This window comes from Nocardia sp. AB354, assembly GCF_049538315.1.
Classification (GTDB): Bacteria; Actinomycetota; Actinomycetes; order Mycobacteriales; family Mycobacteriaceae; genus Nocardia; species Nocardia nova.
This window is the reverse complement of sequence record NZ_JBMVFU010000004.1, coordinates 358,300-380,854: the sequence shown is the minus strand read 5'-3', so window position 1 is coordinate 380,854 and position 22,555 is coordinate 358,300. Positions and strand designations below refer to the sequence as shown.

Below are 22,555 nucleotides of genomic sequence, written 5' to 3'. Positions count from 1 at the left end.
TCGATCCGTCGTGGCGCCGCTGCTTGTGGAGAAATTACCGCTTCCAGAACCTAACGCTAATCCGAGCCTCAGGCCTCTTCTTCCTCGGAAACCTGGTCGGGCTCATCGGCGTTACGCGCGATCGCGAGCAAGGTATCGCCCTCGCCGAGGTTCATCAAACGCACGCCCTTGGTCTGCCGGCCCGCCTTGCGTACCTGCCTCGCGGCCGTCCGGATGACACCGCCCCCGGATGTGATCGCGTAGAGCTCGTCGTCATCGTCGACGATGAGCGCTCCCACCAGGCTGCCACGCTTCGGGTCGTACTGAAGCGTCAACACACCTTTACCGCCGCGGCCCTGCGCGGTGTACTCCTCGATCGCGGTGCGCTTGGAGTACCCGCCCGCGGTCGCGACCAGCAGATAGGTGCCGTCCCGAACCACGTTGAGCGACAACAGCTCATCGTCGGCGTTGAAGCGCATACCCTGCACGCCCGAGGTGGCGCGGCCCATGGGACGCAGCACCTCGTCGTTGGCGGTGAACCGGATGGACTGGCCGTGCGCGGACACCAGCAGCAGATCGTCGTCGGCCGAACACAGTGCGGCGCCGACCAATTCGTCACCGTCGCGCAGGTTCACCGCGACGATGCCACCGGTGCGGTTGGAGTCGAAGTCGGTCAGTTTCGACTTCTTCACCAAGCCGTTGCGCGTCGCCAGCACCAGGTACGGGGCATCCTCGTAGTTCTTGATCCGGATGACCTGCGCGATCTTCTCCTCCGGCTGGAATGCCAGGAGGTTGGCCACGTGCTGGCCGCGCGCGGTGCGGTTGGCCTCGGGCAGCTCGTAGGCCTTGGCCCGGTAGACCCGGCCGAGGTTGGTGAAGAACAGCAGCCAGTCGTGGGTCGAGGTCACGAAGAAGTGCTTGACCAGATCGTCCTGCTTGAGGCCGGCGCCCTGCACGCCCTTGCCGCCGCGCTTCTGGCTGCGGTACAGGTCGGTCTTGGTGCGCTTGGCGTAGCCGGTCGCGGTGATGGTGACCACGACGTCCTCGCGAGCGATCAGATCCTCGTCGGCGACGTCACCGTCGGCCGCGACGATCTTGGTGCGGCGGTCGTCGCCGTACTTCTCGACGATTTCGGCCAGTTCGTCGCGCACGATGGCACGCTGACGTTCCGGCTTCTCCAGAATGTCCTTCAAATCCGCGATCTCGGCCTCGATACGGGCCAATTCGTCGACGATCTTCTGCCGCTCCAGGGCCGACAGGCGCCGCAGCTGCATATCGAGGATGGCGGTCGCCTGGATCTCGTCGATCTCGAGCAGTTCCATCAGGCCGGTGCGCGCGGTGTCGGTGTTGGCCGAACGCCGAATCAGGGCGATGACCTCGTCGAGCATGTCCAGCGCCTTGACCAGGCCGCGCAGGATGTGCGCCCGCTCTTCGGCCTTGCGCAGCAGATAGCGGGTGCGCCGGACGATGACGTCCAACTGATGATCGACGTAGAGCCGGATCATCTGGTCCAGCCGCAGCGTGCGCGGTACGCCGTCGACGATCGACAGCATGTTGGCGCCGAAGCTGGTCTGCAGCTGGGTGTGCTTGTAGAGGTTGTTCAGCACCACCTTCGCCACGGCATCGCGCTTGACCGTGACCACGATCCGCATACCCGCGCGGTCGGAGGACTCGTCGTGGATATCGGAGATACCCGCGATCTTGCCGTCCTTGACCTGCTCGGCGATCGAGTTGATGAAGTTGTCGGTGTTGACCTGGTACGGGAGCTCGGTGATGACGATCGTGGTGCGACCCCGATTGTCCTCTTCGATCTCGACCACGCCGCGCATCCGGATGGAGCCGCGACCGGTGGTGTAAGCGTCGTGGATACCCTGGCTTCCGACGATCAAGCCGTAGGTCGGGAAGTCCGGTCCCTTGACGCGCTCCATGCACGCCGCGAGGGTGGTCTCCTCGTCGGCGTCATAGTTGTCCAGCGCCCAGTAGATGGCATCCGCCAGCTCGTTCAGGTTGTGCGGCGGGATATTGGTCGCCATACCGACGGCGATGCCGTTGGACCCGTTCATCAACAGGTTCGGCACCCGGCTGGGGAGGACCACGGGCTCCTGGGAGCGGCCGTCGTAGTTCGGCGTGAAATCGACCGTCTCGTGATCGATCTCGCGGAGCAGTTCCATCGCCAGCGGAGTGAGCCGGCACTCGGTGTACCGCATGGCGGCGGCACCGTCGTTACCGCGGGAACCGAAGTTGCCCTGGCCGTCGACCAGCGGATACCGCAGCGACCACGGCTGCGCCATGCGCACGAGGGTGTCGTAGATCGAGGCGTCGCCGTGCGGGTGGTAGTTACCCATGGTCTCGGCGACCGGGCGCGCGGATTTCACGTAGCCGCGGTCGGGCCGGTAGCCGTTGTCGTACATCGCGTAGAGCACGCGCCGGTGCACCGGTTTGAGGCCGTCGCGCACATCCGGCAGCGCGCGGCCCACGATCACGCTCATCGCGTAATCGATGTAGCTGCTCTGCATTTCGTTCTGAATGTCGACCGGCTCGATCCGGTCGCCCGCACCACCGTTGGGCGGCAGCGTGGTCTCGGTCATGAAGTCTCCTTAGAGGGCCTGTGCATAGGGCTCGGCATGTGGACGGGCGCGCAGTGTGCTGCGCAGCGCCGGCTACACGTCGAGGAAGCGAACGTCCTTGGCATTGCGGGTGATGAAGCTGCGACGCGCCTCGACGTCCTCACCCATCAGCACGGAGAACAATTCGTCGGCCGCGGCCGCGTCGTCCAACGTCACCTGACGAAGCACCCGCACCGAGGGATCCATGGTGGTCTCCCACAGTTCCTTGGCGTTCATCTCGCCGAGACCCTTGTAGCGCTGGACACCGTCGTCCTTGTTGATCTTCTTGCCGGCGGCCAGACCGGCCTCCAGCAGACCGTCGCGCTCACGGTCCGAGTAGGCGAATTCCGGCTCGGAGCGCTGCCACTTCAGCTTGTACAGCGGCGGCTGGGCGAGATACACGTGACCGTGTTCGACCAGCGGGCGCATGAAGCGGAACAGCAGGGTGAGCAGCAGCGTCGAGATGTGCTGGCCGTCGACGTCGGCGTCGGCCATCAGCACGATCTTGTGATACCGCAGCTTCGAGATGTCGAACTCGTCGTGGATACCGGTGCCGAAGGCGGTGATGATCGACTGGACCTCGTTGTTCTTGAGGACCTTGTCGATGCGCGCCTTCTCGACGTTGATGATCTTTCCGCGCAGCGGCAAGATCGCCTGGTACATCGAGTCGCGGCCGGATTTCGCCGAGCCACCGGCGGAGTCACCCTCGACGATGTAGATCTCGGACTTGCTCGGATCCTTGGACCGGCAGTCGGCCAGCTTGCCCGGCAATCCGCCCAGATCGGTCGCGCTCTTGCGCCGGACCAGCTCACGAGCCTTGCGGGCGGCGACGCGAGCCTGCGCCGAGGACACCGCCTTCTGCACGATCGTCTTGGCATCGGCCGGATTGGCCTCGAACCAGTGCGCCAGATGTTCGTTGCAGGTGCGCTGGACGAACGACTTCACCTCGGTGTTGCCGAGCTTCGTCTTGGTCTGTCCCTCGAACTGCGGCTCGCTGACCTTGACGCTCACGATGGCGGCCAGACCCTCGCGGATGTCGTCGCCGGTGAGGTTGCCGTCCTTCTCCTTGAGGAGCTTCTTGTCCTTGGCGTACTTGTTGACCACTGTGGTCAGCGCCGCGCGGAAGCCCTCTTCGTGCGTACCACCCTCGTGGGTGTTGATGGTGTTGGCGAAGGTGTGGACGGATTCGGAGTAACCCGAATTCCACTGCATCGCGACCTCGAGTTCGTGGCCGGTGCCCTTGCTGGTGAACGAGACGACCGTGTTGTGGATCGGCTGCTTGGTGCGGTTGATGTGCTTGACGAAGTCCTCGAGGCCGCCCGGGTAGTGATAGGTCCGGGTCTTGACCTTGTGCTCGGGCGCGGCCGCGCCTTCGTCGTGCTTGGGTGCCTCGGCGGTCTCACTGACCACCTCGTCGGTGACCTCGGCATCGCTCACCCGCTCGTCGGTGAGGGTGATGGTCAGGCCCTTGTTCAGGAAGGCCATCTCCTGCAGCCGGCGCGAGATTGTCTCGAAGTTGTAGGTCGTGGTCTCGAAGACGTCCGGATCCGCCCAGAAGCGCTGCGTGGTGCCGGTCCGGTCGGTGGGCTCACCCTTGACCAGCTTGCCGGGCTTGGCGTCCTTGTACTCCTGGCTCCAGTGGAAGCCGTCGCGGTCGATCTCGGTCACCATCCGGCTGGACAGCGCGTTCACCACCGAGATACCGACACCGTGCAGACCACCGGATACGGCGTAGGCGTCCGAGTCGAACTTGCCGCCGGCGTGCAGCTGGGTCATGACGACCTCGATGGTGGGCACGCCCGTCGCGTGCATCGCCACCGGGATACCGCGGCCGTCGTCGACGACCTCGACGCCGCCGTCGGCCAGCAGGGTCACGTCGACTCGGCTGGCGTAGCCAGCCATCGCCTCGTCGACGGAGTTGTCCACAACCTCCCAGATCAGGTGGTGCAGACCGCGCTCACCGGTGGAACCGATGTACATACCGGGGCGTTTGCGGACCGCCTCGAGTCCCTCGAGAACGGTGATGTTGGAGGCACCGTAGTCCTTGTTGCCCGCTTTCGCCTTGGACGAGCCGCTTGCGTTGGAGTCGTTGGCAGCCACTGCTCGGTAGCTCTCCTTACTTGCTGATCCCTCGATGCGACGTCGGACAACACACACAGCCCGAGCCCCGTATGGCCTCTGCTCGAGATTTCGAACTGCTCGAGAATTACGGGTCCTCGCGCGTGCTGCACGGAACGCGCCGAAGGTATCGCCGCTAGTTACTCTTCCATCCTACTGGTACCCCCGGCACAGGATGCACCTATGACACCCCTGAGAGCGTCGTGAGTGCGTGAAATCGGTCGCCGCCGGGTCCGGTTATGGGCGAACCCGCTCCCGTGAGCCTCAGCGAAAGCGACGGGCACTCGGATCCCGCGGCGCGAAGTTACGCCGATGTGGTTCGGTCGGCCGCCGGACTGCGCACCGGTTCCACGTGAAACTCGGCGCCCGCGGATCAGCCGTAGGTGTCGCGCGGACCCCGCCCCTTGATATGACGCTCACCCTTGCGCCAACTCGGCGCGGCGGGACCGCTGATCTTCAGCGAGGTGACCACGCCCTGACCGACCGCGGCATTGATCTTCGCCAGTAGCTGCGACTGCAGCATTCGCAACTGAGTGGCCCAGGCGGTGGATTCGGCCTGGATACTCAGCACGCCGTCGGTGAGCGATACCGGGTCGGCGTGTGCCGCGATGTCGTCGCCGACCACGGCCGACCACCGGCCGAAAACCATTCCCTCGGCGACCTTTCCGGACCACCCGCGACTCTTGGCGAGCGATCCGGCCAGTGCGGACAGCAGTTGCGGATCCCGGTCGTCGGGCCGCGCACCGGACCAACCGGAACGCCGGCGCAATGCTCGAACCCCGCCCTTACGCGGTGATGCGCGCCCCTGGCCGACCGCCTTACCGCTGGCGCGAGCCGCGGCGCGCGCCTCCTCCAGGGCACGACGAGCCAGGTCCACACCACGCAGTTCCGGTTCGGGGCCGGTGGACGGCGGGGAGCCGTCTTCGCGCCCGGGGTCTGCGGCCACTTTCGACTCCTTTCCGGTCACTACGTTGCGGCAAGGCTAGCCGCTGGGTCCGACAGCTTCAGCCGATGTGCCGGCCTTCGGCGCTCTCGTCCGCGAGGGTCTCGTCCGCGAGGGTCGGCGGCTCGACGATGCGCGAGGTCCGCCCGTCCGCGACGCCGTCGGTCTCGACCCGGACCGGATTCGCCTCGAGTTCCAGCGGCACGTCCTCGGGCACCGCGGCCGTGATCAGCACCTGTTCGGCCCCGGCGGCCACCGCGGCCAACGCGGTGCGACGACGTCGGTCCAATTCCGCGAAGACATCGTCGAGCAGCAGGACCGGATCGGTACCCGCGCTGCGTAGCAGTTCGAAGGCGCCCAGCCGGAGGGCCAGCGCGAACGACCACGATTCCCCGTGGCTGGCAAAGCCTTTCGCGGGTGCCGAACCGAGCATCAGATCCAGATCGTCGCGATGCGGGCCGACCAGGCAGACCCCGCGCTCGAGTTCCTTGCCGCGCGCGGATGCCAACTCGCTCAACATATTCGCCTCCAGCGCCTCGACATCGTCGGACTGTGGAGAACGCTGTGGATCGAGGAACTCCTCGGGCAGCGCGGAACTGCGGTAGCGGATGGCCGCGGTCCGCGATTCCGGGGCGATGGACCGGTAGGCCTGCTCGAGATAGGGGTGCAGTTCGTGCACCAGCCGCAGCCGCTGCGCCAGCAGTTCGGCGCCGTGCGCGGCCAGATGCCCGTCCCAGACGTCGAGGGTGCTCAGTTCGGCCGGCGCGCCCGAACGCGAACGCGCCTGTCGCCCCGCTGTTTTCAGCAGCGCGGAGCGCTGCCGCAGCACACGGTCGTAATCCGAGCGCACCGCCGCCAGCCGCGGCAGCCGGGCGGTGGCCAGTTCGTCCAGGAAACGGCGTCGTTCGGACGGGTCGCCGCGGACCAGCGCCAGATCCTCCGGCGCGAACAGCACGGTCTGGAGGATCCCGAGGATCTCGCGCGTGCGGCGGACCGGTGACCGATTGATCTGAGCGCGATTGGCGGCTCCCTGGTTCAACTCCACATCGATGCGCAGTTCGCGGCCACCGTTGACGACGGTGGCGCCGATCCGAGAGCGCTGCTGCCCCAACCTGATCAGCGGGGCATCGCCGGCAACCCGGTGGGAACCGAGTGTGGACAGATAACCGACGGCCTCGACGAGATTGGTCTTACCGTTGCCGTTGGCCCCCAGGAAAACGGTTCTGCCTGTGGGTAATTCGAGGTCCGCATGCTCCCAGGAGCGGAAATCACGCAGCGTGAGCGTTCGAATGTGCATGGATGAACCCACCGTCACCAGGCACTTTGTGACGGACGGGTCGAAATGCACACGCGCCCGGGGTTTTTCACAGGTTTATCAACATCTCCACAGGTCGGGTTGAACGAGTGCCGCCTCGCCGGTCGTATCGTGGCCGGCGAGGCGGGGAGGATCGGAACCGAATCGATCAGCCGGGCAAACGAACCGGCATCAGCAGGTAGATGTAGTTGCTCGACAGCGCCGCGAACGCACCGGACTCCGAAAGCTCCGGCTCGTCGTCGGTGGTCGGGCACATCACCGCGGGGCGGCTGGGTGTGGTGAAACCGAAGGTCACCCGGTCCGAATGCAGCGCCGACAGGCCGTCGTTGAGGTAACTGGGGTTGAACGCGATGGTCAGCGGCTCACCGCGGAACTCGGCCTCCAGCCACTCCTCGGCGCGACCGGCGTCGTCACCTCCGGCGGACAGCTGCAGGCCCTGGTCGGAGAATTCGAGCCGCACCTGGGCGCCGCGCTCGGCGACCAGGGCCACACGTTTGATGGCCTCGATCAGTGCGCTCACCTGCAGGGTCGCGATCGAGGTGTGCTCCTTGGGGAGCAATTGGCGGAACTTGGGGAATTCCGCGTCGAGCAGTCGCGTGGTGGTCCGGCGGCCGCCGTTGACGATCCCCAGCAGTCCGTCGGTCCCGGTGCCGAAGGCCAGCTGGACGGGCGCGTCGGAGGCTCCGAGCGTCTTCGCCGATTCCGACAGCGTGCGAGCCGGGACCAGGACCGCAGTCTCCACATCCGGGCGACCGGGCTGCCACTCCAGATGCCGCACCGCCAGGCGGAAGCGGTCGGTGGCTGCCAGAACCACCTGGGAGCCCTCGATTTCGACGCGGATGCCGGTCAGCATCGGCAGCGTGTCGTCGCGGCCGGCGGCGACGGCCACCTGGCCCACGGCCTCGGAGAACAGATCCACACCCAGTTCGCCGGTCTGCGGCGGCAGTTCGGGCAACTGGGGATAGTCCTCGACCGGCATGGTCGGTAGCGAGAACTTGGCGCTGCCACACGCGATCAGCACCCGGGTGCCGTCGACCGAGACGTCGACCGGCTTGTTGGACAGCGCCTTGGTGATGTCGGCCAGCAGGCGGCCGGAGACCAGCACCTGTCCCGGGCCGGCCACCTCGGCGGCGACGCGCATCTGCGCGGAGACCTCATAGTCGAATCCGGAGACCGTGAGACCGTCCTCGTCGGCCACCAGCAGCACACCGCCCAGGACGGGCACGGGCGGGCGAGACGGCAGGCTACGGGCCACCCAGGCGACGGATTCCGCGAAATCCTCGCGAGCGACCCGAAACTTCATACTTGCAAGCTCCATCGCTCGGTATGTCCTCTCCCAGTCTCGATCGGTCGTGATCTGTTCGACGCCGTGGTGATCAGCGTGGTTCATACAACAGCGTGGTTCGCGCGGCAATGCGGTCGAAACGACTCGCCCGTACGCACCGCAGTGTGGCACAGGCGACCGACATCAAACCGTACCCGCGCATGCGGGCGATGACTACGTCACCCCCTCGCCCGGTGCGTCGTCCGCCGGGATGGACCGGACCCGTTCCGCTCCCCGCTTCGTTCGGTTGTGGAGTGCCACGAATCGATCCGTCCGCCTCCGAGCCGAGTTTCCACACACCCTGTTTTCAAGAAGAAATCTAAAGAAGAAGAACTGAAGTAGTAGTAGGCACTGTGGATTCTGTGGACGCGGCCCGTCCGCCCAGCTCAGGTGGCGTGGCGGCGTGGGGATGTCCGGCGGGTGACTCGAGGATGAACAGTGGGCCGCTGTGGAGGCCGCGAAACTGTTCAACTTCCATCCTCGAGCCATCCTCGAGTTCTTCCATGGCCCGAGACCTGTTGTACACACGTGTGTGCCGATCGGTGCACTACCGGGGGATTCCTCGAGGACCTGACAGGGAGTCCTCGAGGAATCCACATGCCGATTCGGCCGTCTTCGCAGTTCGGACCCCGTGGACGAATTCGGCTGTGGGAACTGTGGACCGAGGGCTGTGAGCGAATGCGTGCACAGCCCCGCGCATCGACTGTGCGCAACCTCGAGGACAAACCTGGGATTCCTCGAGGACTCCACAAGGACTCCTCGAGGAATCCACAACACGAAAAAGCCGATCCACCCAGGTCAACCGGGTGGATCGGCTTGTGTAGCGATTCAGCGCGAGCGCTGTTTGATTCGGGCTGTGAGTTCTTGGACCTGGTCGTAGACCCGGCGCCGCTCGGTCATCTCCTTGCGCACTTTCTTTTCCGCGTACATGACCGTCGTGTGGTCGCGACCGAAGGCCTGGCCGATCTTCGGTAGCGACAGGTCGGTCAGTTCCCGGCACAGGTACATCGCGATCTGGCGAGCCTGGGCCAGCGGCCGAGCCTTACCCGGACCGGTCAGCTCCTCCAGCGTGGTGTTGAAGTATTCCGCGGTCACGGCCATGATCGTCGACGCCGTGATCTCGATCGTGGTGGTGTCCGGCATCAGATCGCGCAGGACGACCTCGGCCAGCGACAGATCTAGCGGCTGTCCGTTGAGGGAGGCGAAGGCCGTTACCCGGATCAACGCGCCCTCGAGTTCACGGATATTGCGCTCGACCCGGCTGGCAATCAGTTCCAGCACGTCGTGCGGCACATCGAGGCGGTCCATCCGCGCCTTCTTGCGCAAAATCGCGATCCGGGTCTCCAGCTCCGGCGGCTGCACGTCGGTGATCAGGCCCCATTCGAACCGGGTACGCAGTCGCTCCTCGAGCGTCGCCAGTTGCTTCGGTGGCCGATCGGAGGACACGACGATCTGCTTGTTCGCGTTGTGCAGGGTGTTGAAGGTGTGGAAGAACTCCTCCTGGATACCTTCTTTACCCTCGATGAACTGGATGTCGTCCACCAGCAGGATGTCGGTCTCGCGGTAGCGCCGCTTGAACGCCACCTTTCGGTCGTCGCGCAGACTGTTGATGAAGTCGTTGGTGAATTCCTCGGTCGAGACGTACTTGACGCGCATCCCGGGGAACAGCCGCTGGGCGTAATGCCCGGCCGCGTGCAGCAGATGCGTCTTTCCCAGACCGGAAGCCCCCCAGACGAACAGCGGGTTGTACGCACGGGCCGGCGCCTCGGCGATCGCGACCGCCGCCGCGTGGGCGAATCGGTTCGAGGCGCCGATGACGAAGGTCTCGAAGGTGTATTTGGCGTTCAGGCTGGCCGAGGAGTTCGCGGGGGCGGGCGGCGGCGGTTCCGGCGACTTCGTGAAATACGTCGGCCAGGAATTGCGCGCGCTCACCACCGGTTCGTCGGCCTCTTCGGCCGCGCCCGGCCGCTGACCGACCTCCGGCTCCGGCGCGAAAAGCGACTCCTGTCCGGGATGGCCGCCCGGCCGGGGCAGCTCGGGATCGTGACGCAACGGTTCGGTCTCCCGCCGCAACGCCTCCTGGGGATGCAGTTCGTGGTCGCGGCGCAGGGTGTCCGCCTCACGCCGCAGCGAATCCGGACCGTGCAGGCCGTCCCGGCCGGGCAGGCTGTCCGGGTCCCGCCGCAGGACGTCGGCTTCGCGGCGGAGTACGTCCGGGTCGTGGCGGAAGGCTTCGGCGTCCCGGCGCAGATCGTCGGGATCGCGACGCAGACTTTCCGGATGCCGGACCAGCGCTTCGTCGTGCAGATGCGCTTCCGGGTCCCGGCGCAGCGGGGAGGACGGTCCGAGGCTGTCCGGCAATTCCCCGGCCATCGGCGCGGACGGATATTCACCCTGGGGATAGGCGGTCCGGGCCTGGTAGTCGGCTGGGGAAAGATAGCGTGGGGTGGGGAAATCGTCGGCGTCGGGATACTGCGGTGGCGCCGGGAAGCCGACCGGTTCACGGGGCTTGTCGCGCATCCGCTCCGGACGCGACGTCAGGCGAGCATGTCGGGCGCCGGCGCCGGGGCGGTCCGGCGGCGGATTGGCCGGCGCGGCGATCCGGACACCCAGACCCTCGACCTGCGGGCCCAGCCGACGGGCCAGCGACCGCAGAATCGGTTCGCGCAGATCGCGTTCGATGGCCTCCTGGGCCAGGGAAGAAGGCACCGAGAGCAGGGCAAAGCCTTGTGCGACCGTCAGCGGCTTGACCAAGCCGAGCCACGCCTTCTGGGCGTTGGTCACCGGCGGAATGGCTCCGTCGGTGGAGCCGGCGGTGAGCTCGGCGACCACTTCGGGCCAGACCGCGGTCAACACGTTCTGCTCGTCGTCCACGTATTATTTCCTCCCCGGAGCAAGTCGACAGGAGCTCCAACGGTCGGCGACCACTGACAAGCCTGGCCGTCAGCCATACGAATATGCCACTCCAGGGGTCTTTCCACACAATTATCCACAGATGTGGAGAACTCGGATGATACGTGGCTCGCTGCGACAACCCCCCCGGTCAGCGCCTGGACCTGCGCTTCTGCAGCTATCTTCTAGCTATGAATCGTAGTGGGTCCGCGGTGGCTGTGACAAGGGCGGTTCACGACCGCGCCGTCCGCACGGCGCGTCGCGTCCGTTCGGTGCGTCGCGCGGAGCGAACGGATATCGTCGACCGGGAAAGCAGTGGCGGGCGTCTCATGAGGGACCCCGAGTTTGACCCTCTCCTGGCTGATCAGTACCCTCGTACAGTCACCCGTTGACGCGGTGTTGGCTGCCTGCTGCCCGGTCGAATCGTCGATCCAGCGGGACCACCGCACAATGGGCGTTGTGCCGATGAAGACCAGTTTTCATCGCGACCGCATACGTTTCACCGAACAGCTTCGGGCGCCGCCTGGCGCCCACCAACTCGAGGAGTGTTGACCGTGGCCAAGGGCAAGCGGACGTTCCAGCCGAACAACCGTCGTCGTGCGCGGGTCCACGGCTTCCGACTCCGGATGCGTACCCGTGCCGGGCGCGCGATCGTGTCGGCGCGCCGTCGCAAGGGCCGCGCCTCTCTGACGGCCTGATCGCACGGCATCGGCATCGCCGCCATGCCTGACTCGTCGATCGTCTCGCTGCTTCCGTTCACCCGTTACGTGGTCGGACACTCGGGTGTTGCCTGAGCCGTACCGGCTGCATCATCGTGCCGACTTCTCCCGGACGGTGCGACGTGGCCGACGAGTCGGGAGACGGGACATCGTCGTGCATGTGGTGATGCCGTCGGCGTCGGAGGAACCGAGATCCGACGATGCCGTGAGGTCCGACGATGCGGCGGCTAGGCCGCTCGCACGCTTCGGTGGTCCTCGTTTCGGATTGATCGTCAGCAAGGCGGTGGGCACCGCGGTGGTTCGACACCGCGTCGCCCGCCGCCTGCGTCATATCTGCGCCGGGGTCGTCGCAGATCTACCGGCGGAGGCCGATGTCGTGATCCGCGCCCTCCCGGGTGCCGCGGTGGCGACCTCGGCGGAGCTGGATCAGCAGTTGCGGTCCGCGCTGCGGAAAATGTCGTTCGATCTCTCCGCCGCGCGGGTGGCTTCGAGTGATGCGTCATGAACCGCCTACGCGTAGTGACGCGGCTTCCGGCGAATCTCTTGATCTTTCTGATCGAGCTGTACCGGACGTACGTCTCCCCCACCCGCATGCCGGTATGCCGATTCACCCCGACCTGTAGCGAGTACGCGGTGACGGCTCTGCGTACGCGCGGGCTGTTCGTAGGTCTCGGATTGACGGCCGTGCGTCTGGCCAAATGTGCGCCCTGGCACCCTGGTGGGTGGGACCCGGTTCCGGAACGGAAACGGGCTGCTGCCGAAGCGGCTCACGAGACGAGTCGGGCCCACGACGAGGCGGCCGAACACAAGTCTTGTAAAGGGTCGCCGCGCGCGGTGACCGGCGACACGACCGACGGGAGTACATAGAGCCGTGCTCGACTTCATCTATTACCCGGTGTCCTGGATCCTTTGGTTCTGGCACCGGATCTTCGGGTTCGTCTTCGGACTCGGAGATTTCGACAAGGGCGCCAGCAACGGGTTCGCCTGGGCGCTGGCAGTGGTGTTCCTGGTGTTCACCCTGCGCCTGGTGCTGTACAAGCCCTTCGTCAAACAGGTGCGCACCACGCGGCAGATGCAGGAACTGCAGCCGCAGATCAAGGAACTGCAGCGCAAATACAAGAACGACCGCCAGAAGATGGCCGTCGAGATGCAGAAGCTGCAGAAGGAGCACGGCTTCAACCCGCTGATGGGCTGTCTGCCGGTGCTGGCTCAGGTGCCGGTGTTCATCGGTCTGTACCACGTGCTGCGGTCCTTCAACCGCACCGGTAGTGGTATCGGCCAGCTGCACATGACGCCCGAGCAGAACGCGATGACGCCGAACTACGTGTTCAGCGCGCACGATGTGCAGTCGTTCCTGAGTGCCCGCATCTTCGGTGCGCCGATCTCCGCCGCGATCACCTCGCCCAAGGCGACCCTGGACGCGTACGCCGATTACGGCGGCATTCCGCACGTGTGGAATATGGTCGTCGTCGCGGTGCCGCTGATGATCATCGCCGGCCTCGCAACCCACTTCAACGCCCGCGCCTCGGTGGCACGCCAGAGTGCGGAGGCTGCGGCGAATCCCCAAGCCGCGCTGATGAACAAACTGGCGCTGTGGGTGTTCCCGCTCGGTGTCGTCGTCGGTGGCCCCTTCCTGCCCATCGCGATCCTGCTCTACTGGGTGGCCAACAACATCTGGACCTACGGGCAGCAGCATCTGGTCTTCGGGCGCATCGATAAGGAAGAGCAGCAGAAGAAGGAAGAGGCGATCGAGCGGAAGGCGCAGAACGCCCCGAAGCCCGGCGCCAAGCCGACCGCCAAGAAGAAGTCCGGGGCCGCCGAGCCGTCGGCCGTCGACGGGGACAAGCCCGCGGCCGCGACGAACGGCACCTCCGCCTCCACGACGTCGGAGTCCACCACTCCGACTTCTTCGGCCAAGGCAGGTTCGGCCTCCGGCAAGTCGGGCTCGTCCGGTAAGTCACCCGGGCCGGGTAATCGCAAGCGGTCCGGCAACAGAGGTCGGGCGAATCAGAAGCGACGTCGCTAGCGGATCCGGATACGACGGAAGATTCAGATTGAAGGAAACGACATATGACTGTTGAGACCGATGGAGGGGACGCCACTGTGGCCCTCGGTGTGCAGGATGATGCGTCAGCGGTAGACGACCGCGATGAGGCGACGACCGAACCGGATCCGACCGATGCCGAAGAGGCGTTGATCGAAGAGGGCGAGATCGCGGGCGACTATCTGGAGCAGCTGCTGGACGTTCTCGACTTCGACGGCGATATCGATCTGGATGTCGAGGGCGACCGGGCGGTCGTCAGCATTGACGGCGGGCGGGACCTGTCGAAGCTCGTCGGTCGGCGCGGCGAGGTTCTGGACGCGTTGCAGGAGTTGACCCGACTGGCCGTGCAACAGGCGACCGGTGTGCGCAGCCGCCTGATGCTCGATGTGGCCGGCTGGCGGGCGAAGCGTCGCGAGGAACTGAGCGCGCTCGGAACCGATGCGGCGCGACGGGTGGCGGAATCGGGCAAGCCCGAATCGCTGGCCCCGATGACTCCGTTCGAGCGCAAGATCGTCCACGATGCGGTGGCGGCCGTGGACGGTGCCGCCAGTGAGAGTGAAGGTGTCGAACCCAACCGGCACGTGGTCGTGATCCCGGCCTGAGAAATTGGATGGGTAAGGTAGGGCCCCCGGTTCATCGAACCGGGGGCCCTACTCTTTGTGATGAGTTGCGTGTGATGGATTTCGACGGTCCGGAAGGATGTTTCACGTGGAACGAGGCGCGGGTGCCACTCCTCAGCACTCCCCCGGCGGTGACTCGGTCGATCTGACGCCGCCCGCGGTGGCGGCCGAGGTATTCGGCGATCGTCTTCCGCTGGCCGAGCAGTACTGCGCCGCGCTGGCGACCGCGGGCGTCGAACGCGGTCTGATCGGTCCGCGGGAGGTGCCGCGGCTCTGGGACCGCCACATCCTCAACTGTGCGGTGCTGGGCGAGTTGATTCCTCTCGGAGCTTCCGTCGTCGACATCGGCAGCGGCGCCGGACTTCCGGGAATTCCACTCGCCATCGCGCGTCCGGATCTGCGCATCACACTCGTCGAGCCGTTGCTGCGGCGCACCAAGTTCCTGGCGGAGTTCGTCGAATCGGCGGGGCTCGAGATCACCGTGGTGCGTGGTCGCGCCGAACAGCCGGACGTTCGAAAGGAAGCGGGCGGTGCGGATTACGTGACTTCCCGTGCGGTCGCTCCCCTCGGGAAATTGGCCAAGTGGTCCCTGCCGCTGGTTCGCGAGCACGGCCATATGTTGGCGCTCAAGGGATCCAGCGTCGCCGAGGAACTAGAGCGGGATCAGGTTGAACTGGCACGCGCGGGTGCGGGCCACGCGAAGATTCTCGAATGTGGTGTGGGCATCGTGTCGCCGCCGACCGTCGTGCTCAGTGTCGAGCGTGTGCCCCGCGCGGAGAAGCGGGCGAACAAGGAAGCGAGTCGACGCGCCCGGCGCGCACAGTAACTTTCGTTGTTTCACATGAAACAACGCCTCGCGAGGCCGCTCGAGACGGTCGCAGCGAGTCATTCCGTGCGTGTCGGATAGTGATTGCCGCGGTTCAACTTCCGTATTCTGGCCGGTGCTGGCAAGCTAGTTGTCGTCGAGCGTGAGCGCGCGGTTTCGCGGTTCCCGGCAGCTCCGCGTTCTGCTTGTTCGAGCCATGCGGCGCCGGTGCTGCCTGGGCACGTGTCTGAAGTTCTCGGGGTTAGGAGCCTGTATGTCGAACCGTCCGGCGAATGTTTCACGGGAAACAACATCCCGGGTGCCCGGAATGCTGGACAGTGGCGGCCTCGAGGGAGATGAATTCGCCAAGACCGCATTCGGAAACATCTCCGCCGCCGAAACTCCGATCGCGGCCGAAGCGCATCGCGCCAGCCAGGTCCTGCACCCCGGCTCACTCAACATCCCCAAGCCGCGCGAACAACGCATCATCACCATCGCCAATCAGAAGGGCGGCGTCGGTAAGACGACGACGGCCGTGAATCTCGCTGCCGCGCTGGCACTGCAGGGGATGACGGTGCTCGTCATCGATCTCGATCCTCAGGGCAATGCCAGCACCGCACTCGGCGTGGAGCACCACTCCGGCGTGCCGTCGAGCTACGAACTGCTGATCGGTGAGATCTCGGTGCAGGACGCGATCCAGCGGAGCCCGCACAACGAACGCCTACTGTGCATTCCGGCGACGATCGACCTCGCCGGCGCCGAAATCGAATTGGTCTCCATGGTCGCTCGTGAGGGCCGATTGAAAGCGGCCATTCAAGAAGCCAACCTGGCGGGCTACGACATCGACTACGTGATGATCGACTGCCCGCCTTCTCTCGGCCTGCTGACTGTCAACGCGATGGTGGCGGCCAAGGAAGTGATGATCCCGATCCAGTGCGAGTACTACGCCCTGGAGGGTGTCGGCCAGCTGCTGCGCAATATCGGTCTGGTGCAGGCACATCTGAATCCGGAGCTGCACGTCTCGACCGTCGTCCTCACCATGTACGACGGCCGGACCAAACTCGCCGACCAGGTTGCCGAAGAGGTCCGCGGCCACTTCGGTGACGCGGTGCTGCGCTCGGTGATTCCGCGCAGCGTCAAGGTTTCCGAGGCGCCGGGCTACGGCATGACCGTGCTCGATTACGATCCTGGTTCCCGCGGCGCGATGAGTTATCTCGACGCGGGGCGGGAGATCGCGGCCCGCTCGGCCGTCATCCAGAGCCGAGTGTCGCCGGGCCAGGAAGGCGCGTCGGTCGGTACGGCTGGTGCAGCACAGGAAAGGGGTCGGTAGGCCGATGAGTCAGGCGAAGAAGGGTGGCTTGGGGCGCGGGCTAGCCGCGTTGATTCCGACCGGTCCGGCCGATGTGCAGGGACTCGGAAGCGCGGCAGCCAATGCGGTGATCGGACTCGATCCGATCGGGCCGCATCCCGCGTCGGCCTATCTGCATCGGGTGCCCGATGCGGCCGAGGAGTCGAGCGCCGGTGCGGTGTACCGGGAGATTCCGCCGGATCAGATCGAGCGCAATCCGAAGCAGCCGCGGCAGGTCTTCGAAGAGGATGCGCTCGCCGAACTCGTCCATTCGGTGCGGGAATTCGGTCTGATGCAGCCGATCGTGGTGCGGGTGCTGGAGTCCTCCCCCACTCCGCGCTATCAGCTGGTGATGGGTGAACGGCGATGGCGAGCCTGCCAGGAAGCCGGCCTGGAGACCATCCCGGCGATCGTGCGGGAGACCACCGACGACGCCATGTTGCGCGATGCGCTGCTGGAGAACATCCACCGGGTGCAGCTGAATCCGCTCGAAGAGGCGGCGGCCTATCAGCAGCTGCTGGAGGAGTTCGGCGTCACCCACGAAGAACTGGCGAACCGAATCGGCCGATCCCGACCGGTCGTCACGAATATGATTCGCCTACTGAAGTTGCCGATTCCGGTGCAGCGACGAGTCGCGGCCGGCGTGCTCTCCGCCGGACATGCTCGCGCGCTGCTCGGGTTGGAAGCGGGCGCCGAGGCGCAGGAGCGGTTGGCCGAACGCATCGTCGCCGAGGGGTTGTCGGTTCGTGCGACCGAGGAGGCCGTCACTCTCGCGAACCGCTACCCCGAAGAAGAAGCGAAGCCGACCCTCAAACGGCGGCAGATCTACGCACCGGGGTTGGACAAGGTTGCCGAGCGATTGGCCAATTCGTTCGACACCAGGGTCACGGTGAGTATGGGCAAGAAGAAGGGCAAGATCGTCGTCGAGTTCGGTTCGGTCGACGATTTGGAGCGCATTGTCGGGCTGATGGAGCAACAACAGCTCTGACGAGACAGAACCCTGGGGTTCGGCGAGAAACGTCACTGTGACACCGCTGTTTTTCGCGCCGATCCGAATGTGCCGCGATCGATAAGGGATGGGAAATGAGGCGTTCGCTTTGATCGCATATTCTTGCTGGCGAGAAGATGTTGATGCGGCGTGAGCATAGATGAATCGGAAAGCTGGAGGCTGAGCAGAGCGGTGTCGACCAGCGTGACCGCACTAACCCTCGGCGGACTGGACAAACTTCCCGCACATGCGCGTCGATGCGTGTTCTGGGAGATCGACCCGGCCGTGGCGGCAGACTCTCGTGAATTCAGCGATCCCGTCTTCGAAAAAGAGGCGTGGTTGTCGACGGTCATGCTCGAATGGGGGTCCTGCGGGCAGATCGCGTTGGTCGATGGCCAGCCGGCCGGATGTGCGCTGTATTCGCCGCCGAGTGTGGTGCCGCGCGCGGCGTTGTTCCCCACCTCCCCCGTGAGCCCGGATGCGGTCCTGCTGACCACGCTGCGGGCCGAACCGCCGCACAACGATGGAGATATTGCCCATCGGCTGATTCAGGCCGTAGTCGGCGATCTGATGCGCCGAGGTGTGCGAGCGATCGAGGCCTTCGGAATTCGCACCGATCCGGCCGCGACCGCGCTGCCGGCGCGCGGAGTGCGATCCATGTTCTTCATGGAGCGCATCGACTCGCCGGGCCACGGCATCGCCTCGGCCCCGCGGCCGAAGGCCAATAGGGCCTGCTCTCCCGAGAGCTGCATGATCGACGCGGATTTCCTCGAGGACGTCGGATTCTCGGTGGTGGCCCAGCACCATCGTTTTCCGCGACTGCGGTTGGAACTCGACAGCGATCATCTGTGGAAGGAAGACGTCGAGCGCGCCCTGGACCAGCTGCTGGCCGCCGCCGCGATGCAGGCCCAACCGAGCGTTCCCTGCCATTGACCGAAAAAGAAGGCGCCCCCGGAATCCGATTCCGGGGGCGCCCTCTTGCGGTATGCGGGAACTACATCCGGTCGGCCGCGGCCAATTCCTCCGCCAACAGCTCGGCGAATGTGTAAGTGCCGGTGGGCTGATCGTCCTGGCCGAGCAGATACAGCCGCTTGACCGAGATCAGAATGGCTTCCGCGATCACATCGCGCATCCGGGGATTGGTCAGCACCGAGGCGTCGTATTCATTTGTCAGGTAGCCGATATCGACCTGTACGGTCGGCATCTTCGTCAGACGCAGCAGGTCCCAGGTGCGGGCGTGGGTGCGGCAGTCCTGCAACGAGGTTCGTGCCACGATTTCGCGCTGGATGAATCCCGCCAGCACCTGGCCGATCATCGATACCGAACCGTGCGAATTCCCGAAGTGGAAACTGGCCACGCCGCCCGCGGACGAACTGAGATTCGCCGCACAGCGCAGCGAGATCATCAGATCCGCGTCGAAGGTGTTGGAGGTCTCGGCGCGCTCGGCGTCGGTCGGGTTGGCACCCCACGGGCGGGACAGGAACGTCTCCATGCCGGTGGCGGCCATCCGGCCCTCGAGGCGGCTCGCCAGATCCCAGAGGATCTCGGACTCGTACACGTCGCCGAATTCCGTCGGCACGGCCAAACCCTTGTCCTCGCCGCCCATCCCGGGGTCGATGACGATGCGCTTTCCGGTCAGCTGCGGGCCGGCCCGGTGGACGACCTCCTCCTCGGCGATGCGATGCGGATTGCCGCCGGTGACCCGCGCTCCGAGCAGTTCCAGTGAGCGCAGGGTGTCCGGACCGCAGATGCCGTCCGCGGACAGGCCGATCTCGCGCTGGAAGGCCGTGAGCGCATCGTGGGTATGCGGGCCGAAGTAGCCGTCGATGCGATGGACGTAGAAGCCCAGATCCTGCAGGCGCCGCTGCAGGGTGGCGACATCGTCGCCGTACAGCGGCGCCGAGAGCTGATAGATCAGGGTCCGGGCGCCGAGGCGGTAGGACGCCTCCTTCAGCGCGCGATAGGTCGCGGGCCCGACGACGCCGTCGACCAGCAGGCCTCGCTGCTGCTGGAAAGCGCGTACGGCCGAATCGAGTTCACGATCGAAGACGGCGTCGGAATCCTTCCAGTACTCCCCCTGCCCACCGGACCGGTCGGTCCCGTGCGGGTGTGGATGGAATCCCAGACTTGCCAGGTTGCTCCGGACCTCAGCGACGGCTGGACCAGTATCGCCGTGACGAAGTCGGTGCATGCGTGAGAGCCCTTTCCTTCCGCCAACCCGGGTACCCACTTATGCGATGGCACACACCCTCGCACGACCGGAGCGTCGGTCGATTGTCTCAGACCCGAGCCGTATTTCGGCAATTCTCCGGGTGCCGAAATAGTACACAGCCATCGGGTCCCGGAGTGCCCCCTGGTTCGAACCGCATCGGGGCCCCGGGCCGGACACGCTCGCGACGTGCGGTAACCCGGGGCCTCGAACGGGACGACTCAGATGATGCCCTCGAGTTCGCGCAGCAGGGCGGCCTTACCCTTGGCACCCACGATGCGCTTGGCTTCCTTGCCACCGGAGAACAGGATCATCGTCGGCAATGCCATCACACCGTAGTCACGGGAGCTCGTGGGGTTGGCGTCGGCATCGACCTTCGCGACGGTCAGCTTGTCACCGTGCGCCGCGGCGATCTCCTCCAGCACCGGGGCGACCATCTTGCACGGACCGCACCAGGAGGCCCAGAAGTCGACGAGCACCGGCTTGTCGCTACCGAGCACATCCTGTTCGAAGGTGGCGTCGGTGACGGTCTTGGTGGCTGTTTCGGACATGCGGAACTCCTAGCGGTGTGCGATGACGCGATATTCGAAAGGCTTCGGGGGTGGATCAGCCGGCGGTCACTTCCACCGGGTTGCCGGCGTGATCGAGCGTGTTGCTGGTGATGTCGCCCTTCTCGGCGAGCCAGCGCTCGGCGTCGATCGCCGAACGGCAGCCGGTGCCGGCGGCCGTAATGGCCTGGCGGTAGGTGTGATCGACCAGATCGCCGGCCGCGAAGACGCCGTCCGCCGAGGTCGTGGTGCTGGGCTCGCGTACCTTCACGTAGCCCTCGGCATCGAGATCGACCTGGCCGCGGACCAATTCGCTGCGCGGGTCGTGGCCGATCGCCACGAACAGGCCGGTGGCCGCCAGCTCGGAGGTTTCGCCGGTCTTGGTGTCGCGCAGGGTGAGACTGGTCACGGCAGTGTCGCCGTGCACCTCGACCACCTCGGAGTTCAGACGGAAGCGGATCTTCTCGTTCGCCTTCGCGCGCTCGAGCATGATGCGGGAGGCGCGGAATTCCTCGCGGCGATGCACGATGGTCACGCTGGAGGCGAATTTGGTGAGGAAGGTCGCTTCCTCCATCGCGGAGTCGCCACCGCCGACCACGACGATGTCCTGGCCCTTGAAGAAGAAGCCGTCACAGGTCGCGCAGGCGCTGACCCCGCGGCCCAGCAGCTCCTGCTCCCCCGGCACGCCGAGGTAGCGGGCCGCCGAGCCCATGGCCAGGATGATCGCGTAGGACTGATAGACCTCGCCGCCGACCGTGACCGACTTGATCGGGCCGGAGAGTTCGATCGCCTCGACATCCTCGGTACGGATATCCGCGCCGAAGCGCTTGGCCTGCTCACGCATCTCTTCCATGAGATCGGGGCCCATGATGCCGTCGCGGAAGCCGGGGAAGTTCTCCACCTCGGTCGTCGTCATCAGCGCACCACCGAACTGGGTGCCCTCGAACAGCAAAGGTTCGAGCTCGGCCCGGGCAGCGTAGACCGCGGCGGTATAGCCGGCGGGGCCGGAGCCGACAATGATCAGATCGCGTACAGGCGTGCTCATGATGCCCTTCCGAAGTGTGTTCAACAGGCGTGTCGATCAACAACAGGGTAAACGTAGATGTTCCCGCCGCCGACCTGCTGTGGCCGAGGCCGCGCGCTGTCAGCCGATATCACGCGTATCGAGGATCTGCGGATCCGCTGGGCTGCAACCGGTCCGCACGACCAGTGCGGTGATCTTGGGTGGACGCGGGCCGGTGAGCAGAATCAACACGGCCGATTCACCGCGATATGTGACATTCGTCGAGCCGAGCACCGTGCGGTCCGGGACCGCGGCCTTCACACACCCGGCCATCGCGCCGGGGCCCGACAGCGGGCCGGTGACGTCGTTGCGGCCCATGGCACTGAGTACGGCCGCAGGGGACAGCTCGTCGTCGAGAGCGACGCTGGTGCCGTGTTCGGCGGGCAGTGCGTTCGGCTTCACCGTGCGATCGGTCGCCGCGTCGACGGCGACCAGGGTTCCGGCGATGACGGCCACCGCCGCCGCGGCCGCGGTGAACCAGCGCAATCGCTTCGTGCGGTGACCGTCCAGAGAAATCGGCTCGTCCGGTGACACCGTGCCCGGGACGTCGGCGTCCGGCGGCAGCGGCTCCTCGGGAACCGGCTCCGGCGGTATCGCGTCGAGAGCCGGCATCGGACGGGTCGAGGGTGGCTCACCGTCCGAGCCGTCACGGTGGAGCTGATGGACGGTGGCGACCGGTTGCGGCTGCTCGCCGCGGGACAACTGGTCCAGCAGCGCGTCCAGCCGGGCCGCGACCTCGGTCGGTATCGGGTGCAGGATGCGATCGTCCAGGCTCAGCGCGCGTAATTCGGCGCTCACGCCGTCGAGCGAGTGCAGAAAACGGACGGCGTCGGGATCCCGGCGAACTTGTGGCCACAACAGCTCGGCCTGCTCCGGAGGGACGTTGTCGGCGTGCAACTCGGCCAGCAGATCGGTGGAGAACGGAGGGCGCGGCACGGAACGGGCTGCCATCACACCTCCTGTGTCCGCTTCGTCGCCCCACACCCCGGAACGGCGTCGCCGCGCGGCGAATTCGCCCTTGTCGTCCATCGCCT

Annotated in this window: 19 protein-coding genes; 9 read left to right on the top strand and 10 right to left on the bottom strand. The window is 65.8% G+C overall.

The window, feature by feature from the left end; genetic code table 11:
* Positions 1 to 68: 68 nt before the first annotated feature.
* The 6 genes from gyrA to dnaA all read right to left on the bottom strand — a co-directional run bounded on the left by gyrA (position 69) and on the right by dnaA (position 11,159).
* Positions 69 to 2,567 (bottom strand): DNA gyrase subunit A, encoded by a 2,499-nt coding sequence (gyrA, locus tag ACPCUW_RS08545; RefSeq protein ID WP_423424223.1) that lies wholly within the window; start codon positions 2,565 to 2,567, stop codon positions 69 to 71.
* A gap of 72 nt (positions 2,568 to 2,639) precedes the next feature.
* Complete coding sequence (gyrB, locus tag ACPCUW_RS08540; RefSeq protein ID WP_063015272.1) at positions 2,640 to 4,685, bottom strand: DNA topoisomerase (ATP-hydrolyzing) subunit B; 2,046 nt, start codon at positions 4,683 to 4,685, stop codon at positions 2,640 to 2,642.
* Between the two features lie 391 nt (positions 4,686 to 5,076).
* On the bottom strand, positions 5,077 to 5,649 hold the full coding sequence (locus ACPCUW_RS08535; protein ID WP_063015310.1) for a DUF721 family protein: 573 nt from the start codon (positions 5,647 to 5,649) through the stop codon (positions 5,077 to 5,079).
* A gap of 58 nt (positions 5,650 to 5,707) precedes the next feature.
* A complete protein-coding gene (gene recF, locus ACPCUW_RS08530; RefSeq protein ID WP_423424222.1) occupies positions 5,708 to 6,943 on the bottom strand; it encodes a DNA replication/repair protein RecF in 1,236 nt (411 codons plus the stop codon).
* Positions 6,944 to 7,109: 166 nt separating this feature from the next.
* Positions 7,110 to 8,279: a DNA polymerase III subunit beta gene (gene dnaN / locus ACPCUW_RS08525; RefSeq protein ID WP_063015308.1), complete on the bottom strand. Its 1,170-nt coding sequence runs from the start codon at positions 8,277 to 8,279 to the stop codon at positions 7,110 to 7,112.
* An 834-nt stretch (positions 8,280 to 9,113) separates the two neighbouring features.
* On the bottom strand, positions 9,114 to 11,159 hold the full coding sequence (dnaA, locus tag ACPCUW_RS08520) for a chromosomal replication initiator protein DnaA (protein WP_195072684.1): 2,046 nt from the start codon (positions 11,157 to 11,159) through the stop codon (positions 9,114 to 9,116).
* Positions 11,160 to 11,731: 572 nt separating this feature from the next.
* Between dnaA and rpmH the strand changes: the two genes are divergently transcribed.
* The 9 genes from rpmH (at position 11,732) to ACPCUW_RS08475 (ending at position 18,634) form a co-directional block, all read left to right on the top strand.
* A complete protein-coding gene (gene rpmH / locus ACPCUW_RS08515) occupies positions 11,732 to 11,875 on the top strand; it encodes a 50S ribosomal protein L34 (protein WP_006550910.1) in 144 nt (47 codons plus the stop codon).
* Positions 11,876 to 11,960: 85 nt separating this feature from the next.
* Positions 11,961 to 12,401: a ribonuclease P protein component gene (rnpA, locus tag ACPCUW_RS08510; protein WP_082940710.1), complete on the top strand. Its 441-nt coding sequence runs from the start codon at positions 11,961 to 11,963 to the stop codon at positions 12,399 to 12,401.
* Positions 12,398 to 12,763 carry a membrane protein insertion efficiency factor YidD gene (gene yidD / locus ACPCUW_RS08505; protein ID WP_081879322.1) on the top strand — a complete coding sequence of 122 codons (366 nt, stop codon included), beginning with the start codon at positions 12,398 to 12,400 and terminating at the stop codon, positions 12,761 to 12,763. The genes rnpA and yidD overlap by 4 nt, the downstream gene beginning before the upstream one ends.
* A gap of 4 nt (positions 12,764 to 12,767) precedes the next feature.
* Entirely contained in the window at positions 12,768 to 13,922 is a 1,155-nt protein-coding gene (gene yidC, locus ACPCUW_RS08500) for a membrane protein insertase YidC (protein ID WP_423424221.1), read from the top strand.
* Between the two features lie 44 nt (positions 13,923 to 13,966).
* Positions 13,967 to 14,542: a protein jag gene (locus tag ACPCUW_RS08495; RefSeq protein ID WP_030514049.1), complete on the top strand. Its 576-nt coding sequence runs from the start codon at positions 13,967 to 13,969 to the stop codon at positions 14,540 to 14,542.
* A gap of 97 nt (positions 14,543 to 14,639) precedes the next feature.
* Positions 14,640 to 15,386 (top strand): 16S rRNA (guanine(527)-N(7))-methyltransferase RsmG, encoded by a 747-nt coding sequence (rsmG, locus tag ACPCUW_RS08490; protein WP_081879323.1) that lies wholly within the window; start codon positions 14,640 to 14,642, stop codon positions 15,384 to 15,386.
* 307 nt (positions 15,387 to 15,693) lie between these two features.
* Positions 15,694 to 16,695, top strand: coding sequence for a ParA family protein (locus tag ACPCUW_RS08485; protein WP_104366055.1), 1,002 nt, complete (start codon positions 15,694 to 15,696; stop codon positions 16,693 to 16,695).
* A 4-nt stretch (positions 16,696 to 16,699) separates the two neighbouring features.
* Positions 16,700 to 17,701, top strand: coding sequence for a ParB/RepB/Spo0J family partition protein (locus ACPCUW_RS08480; RefSeq protein WP_423424220.1), 1,002 nt, complete (start codon positions 16,700 to 16,702; stop codon positions 17,699 to 17,701).
* A 192-nt stretch (positions 17,702 to 17,893) separates the two neighbouring features.
* Entirely contained in the window at positions 17,894 to 18,634 is a 741-nt protein-coding gene (locus tag ACPCUW_RS08475) for a hypothetical protein (RefSeq protein WP_030514053.1), read from the top strand.
* A 61-nt stretch (positions 18,635 to 18,695) separates the two neighbouring features.
* Here the strand turns inward: ACPCUW_RS08475 and ACPCUW_RS08470 are convergent, their stop codons facing one another.
* The 4 genes from ACPCUW_RS08470 to ACPCUW_RS08455 all read right to left on the bottom strand — a co-directional run bounded on the left by ACPCUW_RS08470 (position 18,696) and on the right by ACPCUW_RS08455 (position 22,472).
* Entirely contained in the window at positions 18,696 to 19,892 is a 1,197-nt protein-coding gene (locus ACPCUW_RS08470) for an N-acetylmuramoyl-L-alanine amidase (protein ID WP_030514054.1), read from the bottom strand.
* A 239-nt stretch (positions 19,893 to 20,131) separates the two neighbouring features.
* On the bottom strand, positions 20,132 to 20,461 hold the full coding sequence (gene trxA, locus ACPCUW_RS08465) for a thioredoxin (RefSeq protein WP_030514055.1): 330 nt from the start codon (positions 20,459 to 20,461) through the stop codon (positions 20,132 to 20,134).
* A gap of 55 nt (positions 20,462 to 20,516) precedes the next feature.
* The gene (trxB, locus tag ACPCUW_RS08460; protein ID WP_423424219.1) at positions 20,517 to 21,503 is read right to left on the bottom strand and encodes a thioredoxin-disulfide reductase; all 987 of its coding nucleotides are present in this window, start codon (positions 21,501 to 21,503) and stop codon (positions 20,517 to 20,519) included.
* Positions 21,504 to 21,602: 99 nt separating this feature from the next.
* Positions 21,603 to 22,472 (bottom strand): hypothetical protein, encoded by an 870-nt coding sequence (locus ACPCUW_RS08455; RefSeq protein WP_423424218.1) that lies wholly within the window; start codon positions 22,470 to 22,472, stop codon positions 21,603 to 21,605.
* Between the last annotated feature and the right edge of the window lie 83 nt (positions 22,473 to 22,555).

Coding starts and splice junctions, on each gene's coding strand:
- gyrA (WP_423424223.1), bottom strand. CDS start 2,567: ATGACCGAGACCACGCTGCCGCCCAACGGTGGTGCGGGCGACCGGATC.
- recF (WP_423424222.1), bottom strand. CDS start 6,943: ATGCACATTCGAACGCTCACGCTGCGTGATTTCCGCTCCTGGGAGCAT.
- dnaN (WP_063015308.1), bottom strand. CDS start 8,279: ATGGAGCTTGCAAGTATGAAGTTTCGGGTCGCTCGCGAGGATTTCGCG.
- yidD (WP_081879322.1), top strand. CDS start 12,398: ATGAACCGCCTACGCGTAGTGACGCGGCTTCCGGCGAATCTCTTGATC.
- ACPCUW_RS08495 (WP_030514049.1), top strand. CDS start 13,967: ATGACTGTTGAGACCGATGGAGGGGACGCCACTGTGGCCCTCGGTGTG.
- rsmG (WP_081879323.1), top strand. CDS start 14,640: ATGTTTCACGTGGAACGAGGCGCGGGTGCCACTCCTCAGCACTCCCCC.
- ACPCUW_RS08485 (WP_104366055.1), top strand. CDS start 15,694: ATGCTGGACAGTGGCGGCCTCGAGGGAGATGAATTCGCCAAGACCGCA.
- ACPCUW_RS08480 (WP_423424220.1), top strand. CDS start 16,700: ATGAGTCAGGCGAAGAAGGGTGGCTTGGGGCGCGGGCTAGCCGCGTTG.
- ACPCUW_RS08470 (WP_030514054.1), bottom strand. CDS start 19,892: ATGCACCGACTTCGTCACGGCGATACTGGTCCAGCCGTCGCTGAGGTC.
- trxA (WP_030514055.1), bottom strand. CDS start 20,461: ATGTCCGAAACAGCCACCAAGACCGTCACCGACGCCACCTTCGAACAG.
- trxB (WP_423424219.1), bottom strand. CDS start 21,503: ATGAGCACGCCTGTACGCGATCTGATCATTGTCGGCTCCGGCCCCGCC.
- ACPCUW_RS08455 (WP_423424218.1), bottom strand. CDS start 22,472: ATGGCAGCCCGTTCCGTGCCGCGCCCTCCGTTCTCCACCGATCTGCTG.